The 14,214-nt window shown below is 62.5% G+C and carries 14 protein-coding genes; 1 reads left to right on the top strand and 13 read right to left on the bottom strand.

The genetic code is table 11. The annotated features are described in order from the left end of the window. Positions 1-555: 555 nt before the first annotated feature. Entirely contained in the window at positions 556-1,974 is a 1,419-nt protein-coding gene (locus tag Q0Z71_RS14495) for a spore germination protein (protein WP_298024307.1), read from the bottom strand. A gap of 183 nt (positions 1,975-2,157) precedes the next feature. On the opposite strand from Q0Z71_RS14495, the gene Q0Z71_RS14490 reads away from it, so the two are divergent. Beyond that, positions 2,158-2,943: a TIM barrel protein gene (locus tag Q0Z71_RS14490; RefSeq protein WP_298024305.1), complete on the top strand. Its 786-nt coding sequence runs from the start codon at positions 2,158-2,160 to the stop codon at positions 2,941-2,943. Between the two features lie 407 nt (positions 2,944-3,350). Here Q0Z71_RS14490 and Q0Z71_RS14485 read toward each other — a convergent pair whose 3' ends face one another. From Q0Z71_RS14485 to Q0Z71_RS14430, 12 genes are all read right to left on the bottom strand, one after another. Beyond that, positions 3,351-5,003, bottom strand: a complete 1,653-nt coding sequence (locus Q0Z71_RS14485) for an ATP-binding protein (RefSeq protein WP_298024303.1) — start codon at positions 5,001-5,003, stop codon at positions 3,351-3,353. Continuing rightward, positions 5,000-5,680: a response regulator transcription factor gene (locus tag Q0Z71_RS14480; protein ID WP_298024301.1), complete on the bottom strand. Its 681-nt coding sequence runs from the start codon at positions 5,678-5,680 to the stop codon at positions 5,000-5,002. The genes Q0Z71_RS14485 and Q0Z71_RS14480 overlap by 4 nt, the downstream gene beginning before the upstream one ends. Before the next feature lie 57 nt (positions 5,681-5,737). Next, complete coding sequence (locus Q0Z71_RS14475; RefSeq protein ID WP_298024299.1) at positions 5,738-6,397, bottom strand: HD domain-containing protein; 660 nt, start codon at positions 6,395-6,397, stop codon at positions 5,738-5,740. Positions 6,398-6,434: 37 nt separating this feature from the next. After that, entirely contained in the window at positions 6,435-7,082 is a 648-nt protein-coding gene (gene phoU / locus Q0Z71_RS14470) for a phosphate signaling complex protein PhoU (RefSeq protein ID WP_298024297.1), read from the bottom strand. A gap of 14 nt (positions 7,083-7,096) precedes the next feature. Continuing rightward, positions 7,097-7,852, bottom strand: a complete 756-nt coding sequence (pstB, locus tag Q0Z71_RS14465) for a phosphate ABC transporter ATP-binding protein PstB (protein WP_298024295.1) — start codon at positions 7,850-7,852, stop codon at positions 7,097-7,099. Between the two features lie 12 nt (positions 7,853-7,864). Then, positions 7,865-8,716, bottom strand: coding sequence for a phosphate ABC transporter permease PstA (pstA, locus tag Q0Z71_RS14460; protein ID WP_298024292.1), 852 nt, complete (start codon positions 8,714-8,716; stop codon positions 7,865-7,867). A gap of 3 nt (positions 8,717-8,719) precedes the next feature. Next, complete coding sequence (gene pstC, locus Q0Z71_RS14455) at positions 8,720-9,607, bottom strand: phosphate ABC transporter permease subunit PstC (protein WP_298024347.1); 888 nt, start codon at positions 9,605-9,607, stop codon at positions 8,720-8,722. A gap of 126 nt (positions 9,608-9,733) precedes the next feature. Beyond that, positions 9,734-10,609: a phosphate ABC transporter substrate-binding protein gene (locus Q0Z71_RS14450; protein ID WP_298024290.1), complete on the bottom strand. Its 876-nt coding sequence runs from the start codon at positions 10,607-10,609 to the stop codon at positions 9,734-9,736. A gap of 184 nt (positions 10,610-10,793) precedes the next feature. Further along, positions 10,794-11,987 (bottom strand): dicarboxylate/amino acid:cation symporter, encoded by a 1,194-nt coding sequence (locus Q0Z71_RS14445; protein WP_298024288.1) that lies wholly within the window; start codon positions 11,985-11,987, stop codon positions 10,794-10,796. Positions 11,988-12,121: 134 nt separating this feature from the next. Continuing rightward, positions 12,122-12,880: a heparan-alpha-glucosaminide N-acetyltransferase gene (locus Q0Z71_RS14440; protein ID WP_298024286.1), complete on the bottom strand. Its 759-nt coding sequence runs from the start codon at positions 12,878-12,880 to the stop codon at positions 12,122-12,124. A gap of 363 nt (positions 12,881-13,243) precedes the next feature. Next, on the bottom strand, positions 13,244-13,450 hold the full coding sequence (locus tag Q0Z71_RS14435; protein ID WP_298024284.1) for a helix-turn-helix transcriptional regulator: 207 nt from the start codon (positions 13,448-13,450) through the stop codon (positions 13,244-13,246). A gap of 15 nt (positions 13,451-13,465) precedes the next feature. After that, the gene (locus Q0Z71_RS14430) at positions 13,466-13,792 is read right to left on the bottom strand and encodes a hypothetical protein (RefSeq protein WP_298024282.1); all 327 of its coding nucleotides are present in this window, start codon (positions 13,790-13,792) and stop codon (positions 13,466-13,468) included. Between the last annotated feature and the right edge of the window lie 422 nt (positions 13,793-14,214).

Below are 14,214 nucleotides of genomic sequence, written 5' to 3'. Positions count from 1 at the left end.
ATCGGCCTCTGGCGGGTGCGCCGGACTGAATACGAGTTTAGGAGTACGTGTCCGCATTTGGGGGGCGTGGGTGCAGATTTGGAGGCTTGGGTGCGGATTTAGGGTGGTCGTCGAAAGGCTTTCAACAATGTCTGGTCCCATATAAGGCCCACACGCAGACGCTTCCGCAAGGAATCAAAGAGCGGCAGCGAAAGGAACCGCTGGTCCTTGCAGTCTTTGCCCGTCCCCGCAATTCCCATTTGCGTGGCGCAAAGCCAAACGCTTCAGCAAAACCGTGCCCGCGCCCAACACAGAATCCAGCATCGACCTCCATCGGTCTCTTTCTGGGACCCCACGTCTCGTCCACAGTTGGCCCGATGGGCCAATTGTGGACACCAAAGCGCCTTTTCTTTTGACCGTGAACGGCCGTCAAGGTGAGCCGCGCAGCGGCGAGAAGGCCCTCTGGAGGGTTTTCTTTTCGGCGCAACCGAAAAGAAAATGGGGATTCATTCCCGTGCCGCAAAGCGGCACATCCCCCGTCCCCGGCCCGTGGCCGGAAAACCTCCCAACCGCCTTTCAGGTATTATCCCGGCTGATCGGCTCCCGGATCAGCAGCCGCCGCAGCGCCTTGCCGTTGAAGGGGATCAGCGGATAGAGATACCCCGTGCCCACCATGGGCTTTGTGGTGGCCAGCAGCACCAGGATCCCCAGGGTCCCCAGCGCAAAGCCCCACACGTCAAAGGCCGCCGTCACCAGCAGCAGAACCACCCGCAGCAGCTTGAAGGCGTAGCCCATCTCATAGCTGGGCTGGGCAAAGCCCGCCACGGACACGAAAGCCATATACACCAGCACCTCCGGCCCCAGCCAGCCCGCCTGGACGGCGAAATCGCCCAGGATCAGCGCTCCCAGCATGGAGAAGGAGTTGGACAGGGAGTCCGGCGTGTTCAGGGACGCCAGCTTCAAAACGTCGATGAGGAATTCCACCACCAGCAGCTGGCTCAGCAGTCCCAGGGACGCCGGCTCCGGCGAGGATAAAAAGTCCAGCCACTCCGGCAGCCGTCCCGGCTCGCTGACCATCAGATACCAGGCCGGCGTGATGAACAGGGAGATCAGAAACACGATGATCCGCAGCAGCCGGAGATACGTGCCGATGAGGGGCGGAAAGTAAAACTCATTGGCCTCCTGGGTGAAGTCGAAAAAGGTGGTGGGCAGGATCATCACCGAGGGGGAGTTGTCCACCATCAAAACGATGTTGCCCTCCATGATGCTGGCGGCGGCGCTGTCCGGCCGCTCGGTGTAGCGCACCTTGGGGAAGGGGTTGTACCACTGCTTGGGGCGGATGGTCTCCGCCACGCTCTCCTGTGACATGGAGAGGGACTTTACATCGATGTTCTCCAGCTTGCTCCGGATCTGCGCCAGCAGCTTTTGGTCCACCTTGTCGTCCAGATAGCACAGCACCGCGTCGGTGTGGGAGCGGGTGCCCACCTTGTGGCCCTCCATGGTCAGGTGGGGGTCCCGGATGCGGCGGCGCAGCAGGGCCATATTGGGCACCACCGCCTCCACGAAGCCGTCGTGGGAGCCCCGGAGGACCTTGCCGTCCATCGGCTCCCCCACGCTCCGGCTGGGATAGTCCTTGCAGTCCATCAGCGCGCCGCCGGACAGGCCCTCCATCAGCAGCAGGCTCTTGCCCAGCAGCACCGAGGTCACGATGTCGTCCACGTCAAAGCTGACGTTGGTCTCTGAAAAGGTGATGAAGCGGTCCGCAAAGGCCTGCATCTCCGTCAGGTTCTCCATGTCCGCCGCCTGTATGGACAGCCAGAAGGCGCCCATCCGCTCCAGGGTCTCGTCCTTGCCGTAGCCGTCGATGACCCACAGCCGGGCCCGCTTGCCGCCGATGATATAGTCCCGGCTGACCACGTCGCAGCTGCGCTCCACCCCCAGCGTCTCGTTGAACAGGCGCACATTGTCCATGTAGCTGTTTGAAAGGTTCTCCATATGCCACCTCCGTCAATAGGGGTAGTATGTGCCGGAATTGGGCGAATATCCCACTACAGAGCGGCATATTTTTGTCGGATATTCCCTTTTGTTGTCGATTTTCCGCGGATTTTTTCCCCGCTATTGAAAAACACGGAAAAAACAGATAGACTGGACGTAACGAACGGCAAGGAGGGTCCCCCTATGGACTTCATCAAATGCGCCTGCATCGAGACATTATATACAGAGCTTCCCTTTCTGGACCGCTTCCAGGCGGCGAAGCGCGACGGCTTTGGAGCCGTGGAATTCTGGAGCTGGACGGACAAGGACCTGGCCGCCGTGAGGGCCGCCGCTCAGGCCGCCGGCATCCTGATCTCCGGCTTCAACGGGGACGCGGCCTTTTCCCTCATCGACCCGGCCCAGAAGGCGGACTATCTGGCCTTCCTGCGGCGGAGCGCCGAGGCCGCCCGGCAGGTGGGTGCCCGCTCTCTCACCATCCACTCCAATGCCCTGGGAGAGGGCGGCGCGGTGGCGGACCGCTGCGATGCGCTGTCCCATACCGTGAAGCTCTGCGCCATGTTCGATACCCTCCACGACTGCGCCAGGCTCGGGGAGGAGACCGGCGTCCGCATGCACTTAGAGGCTTTGAACACCACCACGGACCATCCGGGGAACTTCCTTGCCGCCACCCGGATGGCAGCGGAGCTGACGGCCATGGTCGGCTCCCCCATGCTGAAGATCCTCTATGACGTCTACCACATGCAGCTCAACGAGGGCAGTCTCTGCGGCAACATCCGGGCCTATGGCGCCCAGATCGGCCATGTCCATGTGGCGGACGCGCCGGGCCGCCATGAGCCGGGCACCGGGGAGATCAACTTCCGCCGGGTATACGCCTGCCTGAAGGAGGCGGGCTATCAGGGGCTGATCGGCTACGAGCTGTTTCCCAATTCCACCACCGCCGAGGCCGTCCGGGCCATTATGTCGGACTGATAGGGCGGAAAGTCAAAAAGCCTGCCGCGATGCCTGCGGCAGGCTTTTTGCGTATGTAAGGACCTGTGTGCACAAGCGGGGAATGCCGTCTGGGCGAGAGATTTTCCCGGCAGACAAGGCGCTTTGCCCCAGGAAGTTTGTGTATTTCAAGAAAAAGCAGCGCAGTATGGCGGGAAAAGACCCGCCCAGACGGTGTTAAACCTTATGAATACAGGTTCTATAGCAAACTTCAAAAATAATGACAGCAAAGGAGGAGCGTAGAGGCGGCGCAGGGCAAGGATGACGACGCAGGCGGGCTGTCGCCCGTCAAGGAGGAAGACGCAGTCATGCGCTGTCTATACCCTCCGAACTGTTGTCAGTATTTCTAAAGTTTGCTATAAGGTCCGCCCCCTTCGGCGGCAGCCCGCTCACGGTCCCACCGGCGGGAAGGTCACGGTAAAGGTGCTGCCCCGGCCGGGCTCGCTGTCCAGCTCCACCCGGGCGCCCAGATAGGCCGCGCCGTGCTTGACGATGGAAAGGCCCAGTCCTGTCCCCCCGCCGGAGTGGCTCTTGTCCACCCGGTAGAACCGCTCGAACACCCGCTCCCGGGCCTCCCGCGGGATGCCGGTGCCGGTGTCGGACACCGCGATTCGGCCGCCCTCCGTTCCGGCGGACACCGTGACGGCCACGCTGCCGCCTATGCGGTTGTAGGCCACCGCGTTGTCGCAGAGGTTGTAGACGATCTCCTCCACGATCTGAGGCACTCCCCGGACCGGCGCGGCGCCGCCCTCCAGGGTCACGGTCACCTGTTTCCGCTCCGCCGCAGGGCGCAGCTGTTCCAGAACGTCTTCGGCGGTCCGGTACAGGTCCACCGTCTCCCACTGGGCCGTGGGGCCGCCCTCATCCAGGCGGGAGAGCTTGATGATATCGTTCACCAGTCCGATCAGCCGCTGGGCCTCCCGGCGGATATTTCCAGCAAAGTGGGGGATGTCCCCCGGCTTTACCAGGCCGTTTTCCAAAATCTCCGCCGTGCCCAGGATGGCGGTCAGGGGCGTTTTCAGCTCGTGGGACACATTGGCGGTAAATTCCCGCCGCAGGGCCTCCCGCTGTTCCCTCTCCGTCACGTCCAGCACCAGAAGCACCGCCCCGGCAACAGCGCCGTCCTGCTCCACAGGGCTTGCCAGCACCCGCCGGCAGAGGTCCCCCAGCAGCTCCTCCCGGCGGCGGCCCGCCAGGGCCTCCTCCACGCAGCGGCGGAAGCCCGCCTCCCGGTCCAGCGCCAAAACGCTCTCTCCCGCCTCCACAGGCCCCTCCACCCCCAGCAGCCGCAGGGCGGCGGTGTTATAGGACAGCACCTGGGTCTCCCGGTCGATCACCAGCAGTCCCTCGCTCATGTTCTCCGTGATGGCGGCAAACTCCTCCCGCTGCCGCCGGAGGTCCGCCACCTGCCGCCGGATGCGGAGATTCTGGCTGCGGAGCCTGCCCACCAGCGGGGCCAGCTCCTCGTAGGCGGCGCTGTCCGGCTCGTCCAGGTCAATGGCGTTGATGGGCTCCACCAGCCGCCGGGACACCCGTCCCGCCAGCCAGAGGGCCAGACAGGCCGCCAGCAGCACCACCAGGGCCACCGGCTGCATGGCCTGGAGCAGCAGGAGCCAGAGGGAGTACTGCGTCTCCGCCAGCCGCAGCACGGAGCCGTCCTCCAGCCGCAGGGCATAGTACACCGTCTTTTGTGACAGGGTGTCGGAATGCCGGACCGCGGCGCCGTGCCCCAGCAGCAGCGCGTCCCGGATCTCCTCCCGCCCGGCGTGGTTCTCCATACCGGCGGGGTCCTCCCGGCTGTCGAACAGCACTGTGCCGTCGGCGGCCACCCAGGTCACCCGGCTGTCCCTCGGCAGGCCGCCGGTCAGGTAAGCGCGCCCCTGGGTCTCCAGGCCGTGGGCGATGTAGGCGGTGCTCTTGGCCAGCTCCGCCGTCATCCGGTCCTGAAAATAGCCGCACAGCACCCCCATGATGAGCGCCACGCCGGACAGCAGCACCGCCAGGGCCACCGTCAGGATGGCGCGGAAGATCTGCCGCTTCATGTCGCCGCTCCGCTTTCCGGGCTGATCTTGTAGCCGTAGCCTCTGACTGTTTCGATGTACGCCCCCGCCTCGCCCAGCTTCTGCCGCAGGGTGCGGACGTGGACGTCCACAGTGCGGCTCTCCCCGGTGAAGGCATAGCCCCACACCTCCCGGATCAGCCGCTCCCGGGAGAGGACCTGGCCCCTGTGCCGCAGGAGAAGGGCCAGCAGTTCAAACTCCTTCTGCGTCAGGACCACGGCCCGCCCCGCCACGGTCACGGTGTGGCCTGCGGCGTCCACCGCCAAAGCGCCGCATTGGAGAAGCTCCGGCTCCGCCGCCGTCCGCCGCAGGACCGCCCGGATGCGGGAGAGCAGCTCCAGCATGCCGAAGGGCTTGGCCACGTAGTCGTCGGCCCCGGCGTCCAGGCCCAGCACCTTGTCGTACTCCGTGCCCTTGGCCGTCAGCATGATGACAGGCAGCTTTGCCGTGCGGGGCGCGGCCCGCAGTTTTTTCAGGACGGAGACGCCGTCCTCCTCCGGCAGCATGACGTCCAGCAGCGCCAGAGCGGGCACCCGCTCCTCCACGGCCGCCCAGAACGCCGAGGGGCGATCAAAGCCCTGGGCCTCCATGCCCTGGCTGTTCAGGGTGTAGACGACGAAATCGCGGATGCTGGCGTCATCCTCCAATAAATAGATCATGGAAAACTCCCCTTTCTGTCTCCGGGGCGGATGTGCGGGGCGCGCCCAGGCGCCCCCTCAGATCAGCTGCTGCTCATTGATCATCAGCTTGAATTGCAGGCCCAGCTTCTCCGCCGCCTTGCGGCAGAGGATCATCCGCTGCATGAAGATCTCAAAATAGTCCATCACGGACCCGTATTTCGTGTCCACGGACAGCTTCAGCTTGATGAGCGTATGCTCCTCGTTGATCTTCAGCAGGGACCGCTTGACCGAGTAGTTCACCCGGTCATGGATGTCAAAGCTGCTCAAGTCCGTGTTCCGCACCCGGCTGCGGCGGACGTCGGACTTGTCCGCCAGGATCAGCGCCGCCGCCACGGCGTTCACCGGCAGGCCCGTGCCCTCGTCGTGGTTGCCGATGGCGGTGACGATGGTGGCGATCTCGCCGGGGTCGCAGCCCAGGCTGTCCAGGATGCGGAAGGCCATCACCGCCCCGGACTGGGAGTGGTCCACGCGGTTGACCAGATTGCCGATGTCGTGGAGGTATCCGGCGATCCTCGCCAGCTCCGCCGTTCTGGCCGGATAGTCCAGGGTCTCCAGGATATACCCGGCGTTCTCCGCCACCGCCGTCACATGGGCGAAGCTGTGCTCCGTGTAGCCCAGGGCGGTCAGTGACTCGTCCGCCCGCTGGATATAGGTGCGGATGGTCTCATTGCGCTTCACGTCCTCAAAGGTCAGCATGCGTGTCTCCTCCTTGCGCGGGATCCGGCTCCCGCTTTTATTGACCGGATGGGTGCGCTCCCGTGATGCTGTACTCCACCCACTCCGCCACATTGGTGGCGTGGTCGCCGATGCGCTCCAGATACTTCGCCACCATCAGCAGGTCCAGGCCCTGTTCGCCGTAGGCCGCGTCGGCGGCGATGAGCGCGATCAGCTCCTCCTTCACCTGCCGGAACAGGGCGTCCACCTGGTCGTCGGCCCCGCAGACCGACCGGGCCAGCGCCAGGTCCCGCTTCACAAAGGAGTCCACGCTGTCCGTCACCATGCGGATCACGGAGCGGGCCATGTCTCCGATATGAAGGGCGTGAGAGTCATCCGGCAGGCGCACATAGCGGGTCAGCTCCGCGATGTCCGCCGCCTGGTCGCCGATGCGCTCCAGGTCGGAGATCATCTTCAGCGCCGCGGAGATCTCCCGCAGGTCCCGGGCCACCGGCTGCTGCTGGAGCAGCAGCTTCAAACAGAGGTTCTCCACCTCCCGCTCGGCCTGGTCGATCTCCCGCTCCTTCTCGATGGCGGTCTCCGCCAGGGCCTCGTCCCCCTTCAGCAGGGCCTCCGCGGCGGCGGAGATGGCGTCCTCGCAGAGGGCGCCCATCTGGATCAATTCCACATGCAGCCGTTTCAGCTGCTCGTCAAACCTGTTTCGCATCTGTTCTCCTCCTCTTATCCGAAGCGTCCAGTGATGTAGTCCTCGGTGCGCTTGTCCCTGGGGGTGGAGAACAGCTGCTCCGTCCTTCCGAACTCCACCAGCTCTCCCAGCAGGAAGAAGGCGGTGTTGTCGGAGACCCGGGCGGCCTGCTGCATGTTGTGGGTCACCATGATCACAGTATACCTGTTTTTCAGCTCCGCCGCAAGGTCTTCGATCTTCGAGGTGGAAATAGGATCCAGGGCGCTGGTGGACTCGTCCATCAGCAGCACCTCCGGCTCCACCGCCAGGGCCCGGGCGATGCACAGCCGCTGCTGCTGGCCCCCGGAGAGCCCCAGGGCGCTCTTTTTCAGCCGGTCCTTCACCTCGTCCCAGATGGCGGCGGCCCGGAGGGAGTTCTCCACGATCTCGTCCAGCTGCACCCTGGAGCGGACGCCGTGGGTCCGGGGGCCATAGGCCACGTTGTCATAGATGCTCATGGGAAAGGGGTTGGCCTTCTGGAACACCATGCCGATGCGCTTTCGCAGCCAGGTGGGGTCCACGCCGCCGTCGTAGATGTTCTGCCCGTGGAAGTCCACCTCGCCGGTGATCTTCACAATGGGGATCAGGTCGTTCATGCGGTTCAGCGTCCGCAGGAAGGTGGACTTGCCGCAGCCGGAGGGGCCGATAAAGGCCGTGATCTCCCGCTCCGGGATCTCCACGCTCACGCCGTGGAGGGCGTGGTTCTGGCCGTACCAGAGATTCAGGTCCTTTGCCTGTATGATCGTTGCCATAGAACGCCTCCGTTACTGTTTCAGCTTCCGGCCCACCACATTGGCGGCCAGGTTGATGAGAAATGTCAGGATCATCAAAATGGCGGCGATGGCAAAGGCCACGCCGGTCTCCCCCCGCTCGTTGGCGTAGACGTACAGGGCCACGCTCAAGGTAGCGGAGGAGGCGTTGAGGGCGGTGAAAAAGCCGTTGAGCACCAGGCCCAGCCCCGCCGTGAACAGCAGTGCCGCGCTCTCGCCCACGATGCGCCCCACCGCCAGGATGCAGCCGGTGACGATGCCGTCCACGGCGTTTGGCAGCACCACGGTGCGGACCATGTGCCACTTCCCCGCCCCCAGGCCCAGCGCGCCCTCCCGGTAGGACTGGGGCACGGTCTTGAGGCTCTCCTGGGTGGTGCGGACGATGGTGGGCAGGATCATCACCACCAGCGTCAGTCCCCCTGCCAGGATGCCCGCCTGGAGCCGCATCTTCTGGACAAAGAACAGCATCCCCACCAGACCGAAGATGATGGATGGGATGCCCGTCAGGGTCTCCGTGGCGAACTCGATGAGGGACACCAGCCTGTGGTTCGCGGCGTATTCCGTCAGGTAGATGGCCGCCCCCACCCCCAGGGGCAGCACGATGGCCATGGCCACCAGGATGATATAGAGGGTATTGAGAATGTTGGGCAGGATGCCGATGGTGTCCTTGATATAGCTGGTCTGGGTGGAGAGCAGCTCCCAGGTGATATTGCCCAGGCCCCGGTAGAAGATATAGCCGATCAGAAACACCAGCAGGGCGCAGGTCAGGCCCGCGCAGAGCCACAGCAGCACCCGCAGGCCCCGGTCATAGGCCTGACGGCTGGGGGATAATCTCTGTTCGTCCATCCGTCAATCCTCCTTCCTGCGCTTGATGAACACGTTCAGCAGCACATTGATGAGCATGATGAACAAAAACAGCACCAGGCCGATGGAGTACAGGGCATTGCGCTGCAGGCTGCCAACGGAGGCGTAGGACATCTCCGAGGCGATGGCCGTGGTGAGAAAGCGGACGGAGGTGAACAGTCCCGGCATGTTCGCCACGTTGCCGGAGACCATGATGATGGCCATGGCCTCCCCGATGGCGCGGCCCACTCCCAGCACCACCGCCGTCGCCACGCCGCTGCCCGCCGCGGGCAGGGAGACGCGGAAATAGGTCTCGATCTCCGTGGCCCCCAGGGCCAGGGACGCCTCCTCGTACTCCCTGGGCACCGCCCGGAGGGCGGTCTCCGACACGCTGACGATGGAGGGCAGGATCATGATGGCCAGCACCACGATGGCCGCCAGCAGGCAGGCGCCGGAGGAGAGGCCGAACAGGTCCCGGATGGCGGGCACCAGCACGATCATGCCCACCAGGCCGTACACCACCGAGGGGATGCCCGCCAGCAGCTCCACGGCGGTGCGGATGACCTTCGCCGCCCCGGGGGGCGCCACCTTTGCCAGAAAGACGGCGGTCATCAGGCCCACGGGCACCCCCAGCGCCACGGCCCCGGCGGTGCCGTAGATGGAGGTCAGGATAAAGGGCAGGATGCCGAAGGCCGGCTCCACCGCCGTGGCGGCAGGTGCCCAGACCTTCCCGAAGAGGAAGTCCCCCAGGCCGATCTCCCGGATGGCGGGCAGGCCGGAGACGATCAGATAGGCGCTGATGAACAGCACAAAGGCCACCGCCACCCCGCCGCACAGCAGAAACAGCAGGTGGACGGCGGACTCCACGGCCTCCCGGCGGCTCCGGCGCTCCATGGCGGGACCGGTATTGCCCCGGAACACCCCCGCGATCTCATGTTCCATCAGAATGCGCTCCTTTCCCAAAGCGTTCCGCGGGGACGGGTCCCTGCGGGACCCGCCTCCGGCGAAAGCAGCGTTTTTTTATTTTGCCGCGGGCACGGCCCCGGCGGCGGTGATGAGGTCATTGGCCGCGGAGGAGGTGGCAAAGTCGAACCACGCCTGGGCCTGGGGGCTCAATGCCGTCCCCTCCTTTGTCACCAGGACAAAGGGCCGCTGGATGGCATAGCTGCCGTCCAGGACCGTCTCCTCCGTGCAGGCCACGCCGCCCACGGTGACGGCCTTCACGGTGTCCTTCCCCTCCACAGAGGACAGGGAGGCGTAGCCGATGGCGTTGGGACTGCCTGCCACGGCCTCGATGACAGCGCCGGTGGAGGTCAGCTCCTGGTCCAGCTTGCAGACGTCCTTGGTGCCGGTGATGGACTCAAAGCCGTCCCGGGTGCCGGAGGCGGCCTCCCGGCCGATGCAGGAGATGGTGCCGGGGGCGCCGCCCACCTGGCTCCAATCGGTGATCTCCCCGGTGAAGATCTTCCCGATCTGCTCCACGGTCAGGTCCGCCACCGGGTTTCCGGCCTGGACGATGACGGCGATGCCATCCAGGGCCACGGTGGTCCCCGTCAGCCCGGCGGCGGTCTCCTCATCCTTCAGGGCGCGGGAGCTGAGGCCGATATCGGCGCTGCCGCTCTTGGCGGCCTCGATGCCCGCGCCGGAGCCGGTGGCGTCATAGGTGACGCTCACGCCGCCGTTGTCGGCCATGAACTGCTCGTTCAGCGCGCCCACCACCTTCTCCATGGAGGTGGAGCCGTTCAGGGACACCGCACCGCTGAGCTCGGTCTCAGTCTGGGCGCTCTGCCCGGCATTGTCGGCAGTGGACTGCTCCTCGGGCTTGGAAGCACCGCAGCCCGCCAGCAGGGCGAGCGCCAGGGTCAAAGTCAGCAAAAGTGCAAATACCTGTTTCATCTTCACAGTCTCCTTTTGATATGTCTTGCCCGGTCCTCCCGGGCATGGTCCCAGTATAGACAGTCCTGCGTAAAATCCGTCACCACGGGTCTGTAAAGTCTGTGTTAAACCCTATTCTTTCCCAAAACGCGCAAAAAAAGTCCGGGGCCGCTGTTGGCGGTCCCGGACTTGGGCGCTTTTCTGCTTACAGGATGGGAGACTGGATGTTCTCGTCCTTGATGCCGTGCTTTTCCACATAGCCGGTGAGCATCAGGGTCAGCGCGCCGTCGCCGGTGACGTTGCAGGCGGTGCCGAAGCTGTCCTGCAGGGCGAAGATGGCCAGCATCAGGGCGGTACCGGCGTCGTCAAACAGCAGCACGCCGGTGATGAGGCCCAGGGAGGCCATTACAGTGCCGCCGGGAACGCCGGGAGCGCCGATGGCGAAGATGCCCAGCAGCAGGCAGAACAGGATCATGGTGCCGACGCTGGGGAGCTGGCCGTACAGGATCTTGGAGATGGTCATGCAGAAGAACACCTCCGTCAGCACGGAGCCGCACAGGTGGATGTTGGCGAACAGGGGGATGCCGAAGCTCACCATGTCATGCCGCAGCACCTTGCTCTTGCGGGCGCCGTCCAGGGCCACGGCCAGGGTGGCGGCGGAGGACATGGTGCCCACGGCGGTCAGGTAGGCGGGGCCATAGTGCCGCAGCACCTCCCAGGGGTTCTCTCCGGAGTAGGCGCCGGCCAGCAGGTACAGCACCGCCAGCCAGATGTAGTGGCCCACCATGACGATGACGATGATCTGCAAAAAGGCGGGCAGCTGGCGGGTGATCATGCCCTCATAGCTCAGGTTGCAGAAGGTGGAGGCGATATAGAAGGGCAGCACGGGGATGATGATCTTGCCCACGATGTCCAGCACGATGTTCTGGAACTCCGCCAGGATGTCGATGGTCTTTTGGGACTTGGTCCAGGTGGCGGCCAGGCCCACCAGCACAGACAGCACCAGGGCGCTCATGACGCTCATGATCTGGGGGATGTTCAGCTCAAACACCACCGGGGGCAGGTCCCGCAGGCCCGCCACGCTGGTGTCGATGGACAGGTGGGGGATCAGGGCATAGCCCGCGGCGGTGGACATGAACGCCGCGCAGATGGACGACACATAGGCGATGACCACCGCCACGCCCAGCAGGCGGGAGGCGTTGGCGCCCAGCTTGGTGATGGACGGGGCGATGAAGCCGATGATGATCAGGGGCACGCAGAAGGTGATGAGCTGGCCCATGATATATTGCAGGGTGACGATGACCTTCATGATGCTCTCCGGGAACACCAGGCCGCAGAGAATGCCGATGACGATGCCCAAAAGCAGGCGGAACGGCAGGCTGCTGAATAGTTTTTTCATAGTTTCCTCCTCCATAACATTGCCCCTTTCACAGGAAGGGGCCCACAGGGGCCGTCGCCGCACACCGGCGCGGCCACTATCATAGTACCGCTTTCCCGCCGGAAAGTCAATGCGGCGGAAGGATGTCCCGCTCCTCAAATTTTCAACAGCCGGTCCACAGCCAGGAGCAGGCCGTACACCAGGGGCTGGTGCAGCAGATAGATCACCAGGGAGTGCCGCCCCATGGCGCTGACCACCGGGACGCTCCATTCCCACACACGGCCGCGCTCCCGTCCCTCCAGCGCCCGGTACAGAAAATACCCCGTCAGGAAGAGGAACAGCCAGGGGAACAGGGAAAAATAATCCGTGGAGAAAAAGTCCTCCGGCGGGAACCCCAAAAACGCCGTCCCCAGATCGTGGTACAGCCAGGCGGGCAGGGCCGCCAGGCGGATGCCCTCAAAGCCCAAAAAGCCCCGGTTCACATCCCGCAGCAGCAAAAACAGTCCAAAGCTCCCCCCAAGCCCCGCCCAGGCGGGCACCCGGCGCAGGACCCGCTCCAGCGGGATCAGCAGCAGGGCCGCGCTGCCCAAAAACGTCAGAACGCCGAACAGGATCGGGTCCTCCGGCATGACGAGCAGGGTCGCAAGGCTCACCAGCGCCCCGCCGCCGAAGGCCAGCAGCCCCCGCCGCAGCCGGTGACGGCCCAGGGACCAGCAATAGCCGGAGAGGAGGATGAACGTCCAGCAGATGCTCTGCTGCCACAGGTACGCCCCGGTGCCGTGGTACCAGGGCCAGTCTGCGCCGAATATGTAGACCAGGTCCCAGCAGGCGTGGTAGGCGGTCATGCTGAGGATGGTCACGCCCCGCAGGGTGTCCAGTCCCGCCCGCCGTCCCGCGGGCGCCAGTGTCTGCATGCGCTTCTCCCCCCTCCCGTTTTTGCTTATCCTACCACAGCCCGGCGGGGTTTGCAAGGCGCGGGCGGACGTCCCGGCGGTTTCAACACATATTTCAAGGTGCCGCCCTTTTACTCTTTGTGTGAATATGCGTTCACTGCCGGTCCCTTCGTCGGTTTGACGAAAATCCGCAGATATAAAGGAACATACGCCTCTCCTTCTGTCTGCTGGTGGTAAACGCCGCCTGTTGTTGGGTGGGATATTCTCGTTTAGCGGCCTTTACCTGCTGATTTTGAAGCGAACCGTGATTGTCTGCTTGCTGCCTGTTAAGGATTGGCCAGTGTCGAAGCGCTTGGTTTTTCAATGTTTGATGTGTCAAACAAATTATACTTGTTTCAAAGAATTCAAAAAGAAAATGTCCTCAACTTTTTTGTCCAAGGCTATGGCCAATTTCATAGCCAGTTCCAATGTAGGGTCATATTTGTCATTTTCCACAGCAATGATTGTCTGTCTACTTACGCCTACTTTATTTGCTAAATCTTCTTGACGCAATCCTGCGGCTTTTCTTAGTTGCTTAATATCGTTTTTCATTATTTGCCACTCGTTTTATTTGAATAACAAGATTGAGCCAAAAGTAACAATCAGTGCTACAGCGACAAGGATTACAAGGACTGTTAATAGAGCTTTATTAGGTTCTTTGTATTCCTCGTCGCCTTCGACCATTTGGTGTTTCAGGATTTGCTCATAGATACCTTCAAACACAAGAACAATGACTAAGATGTCCCCAGCGATAGAGTTCGTCGCTTGTTTCGTCACAAAAGCGATATAGCCCTCGTAGATAGTCCAAAGAGCCAAAAGAAAAAGGGTAATTCTAAAGCTAAGGGATTGAGATTGCAGACGGATTTTCTTATCCATTTCGTCAAATTTTTTCATGGTACAAACCTCCTCAAAATGTTAAAAGTTCTTTACATTTCTAATTATACACGCCAAACTCAAAATGTCAAGAGCATTTAACATTTTTTAGAACGGTTTATATCCACCATAACGACAACTCCAAACTGCTACATACAAAACCATGATAACCTTTTTCTCTCTCAGTTTACCATGCTTCAAGGCACAGAAAATAACCAAAGCCGCTTTGGTGAGATTGTCGAGGTTTTTTTCATCAGCCCAAAGGACGAAAGGAAAAGCTGAACTCTGCCCTTTCCATATTTACCTATGCTTTTGGTGAAATCGACGGAGTTTAACCGCGGCAACGCTTAAGGTAAAAGGGAGCAATGCGGGAGTGTCCAAAATAAAGATTTGATGATATAATAAGGGATATGAGGAAACAGACAAAAGAGGCATGGAAGAAA

Origin of the sequence: uncultured Dysosmobacter sp., assembly GCF_947631635.1 — a bacterium.
In the GTDB taxonomy this organism is placed as follows: Bacteria; Bacillota; Clostridia; order Oscillospirales; family Oscillospiraceae; genus Oscillibacter.
Note: the sequence above shows the minus strand (reverse complement) of the source record. Positions and strands in the feature narration are given on the sequence as shown.

Excerpts from the sequence above, each read along its gene's own strand:
- pstA (WP_298024292.1), bottom strand. The coding sequence starts at position 8,716 with ATGGACGAACAGAGATTATCCCCCAGCCGTCAGGCCTATGACCGGGGC.
- Q0Z71_RS14475 (WP_298024299.1), bottom strand. The coding sequence starts at position 6,397 with ATGCTGACCTTTGAGGACGTGAAGCGCAATGAGACCATCCGCACCTAT.
- Q0Z71_RS14440 (WP_298024286.1), bottom strand. The coding sequence starts at position 12,880 with ATGCAGACACTGGCGCCCGCGGGACGGCGGGCGGGACTGGACACCCTG.
- Q0Z71_RS14490 (WP_298024305.1), top strand. The coding sequence starts at position 2,158 with ATGGACTTCATCAAATGCGCCTGCATCGAGACATTATATACAGAGCTT.
- Q0Z71_RS14430 (WP_298024282.1), bottom strand. The coding sequence starts at position 13,792 with ATGAAAAAATTTGACGAAATGGATAAGAAAATCCGTCTGCAATCTCAA.
- Q0Z71_RS14445 (WP_298024288.1), bottom strand. The coding sequence starts at position 11,987 with ATGAAAAAACTATTCAGCAGCCTGCCGTTCCGCCTGCTTTTGGGCATC.
- Q0Z71_RS14495 (WP_298024307.1), bottom strand. The coding sequence starts at position 1,974 with ATGGAGAACCTTTCAAACAGCTACATGGACAATGTGCGCCTGTTCAAC.
- Q0Z71_RS14485 (WP_298024303.1), bottom strand. The coding sequence starts at position 5,003 with ATGAAGCGGCAGATCTTCCGCGCCATCCTGACGGTGGCCCTGGCGGTG.
- Q0Z71_RS14450 (WP_298024290.1), bottom strand. The coding sequence starts at position 10,609 with ATGAAACAGGTATTTGCACTTTTGCTGACTTTGACCCTGGCGCTCGCC.
- Q0Z71_RS14480 (WP_298024301.1), bottom strand. The coding sequence starts at position 5,680 with ATGATCTATTTATTGGAGGATGACGCCAGCATCCGCGATTTCGTCGTC.
- Q0Z71_RS14435 (WP_298024284.1), bottom strand. The coding sequence starts at position 13,450 with ATGAAAAACGATATTAAGCAACTAAGAAAAGCCGCAGGATTGCGTCAA.
- phoU (WP_298024297.1), bottom strand. The coding sequence starts at position 7,082 with ATGCGAAACAGGTTTGACGAGCAGCTGAAACGGCTGCATGTGGAATTG.
- pstB (WP_298024295.1), bottom strand. The coding sequence starts at position 7,852 with ATGGCAACGATCATACAGGCAAAGGACCTGAATCTCTGGTACGGCCAG.
- pstC (WP_298024347.1), bottom strand. The coding sequence starts at position 9,607 with ATGGAGCGCCGGAGCCGCCGGGAGGCCGTGGAGTCCGCCGTCCACCTG.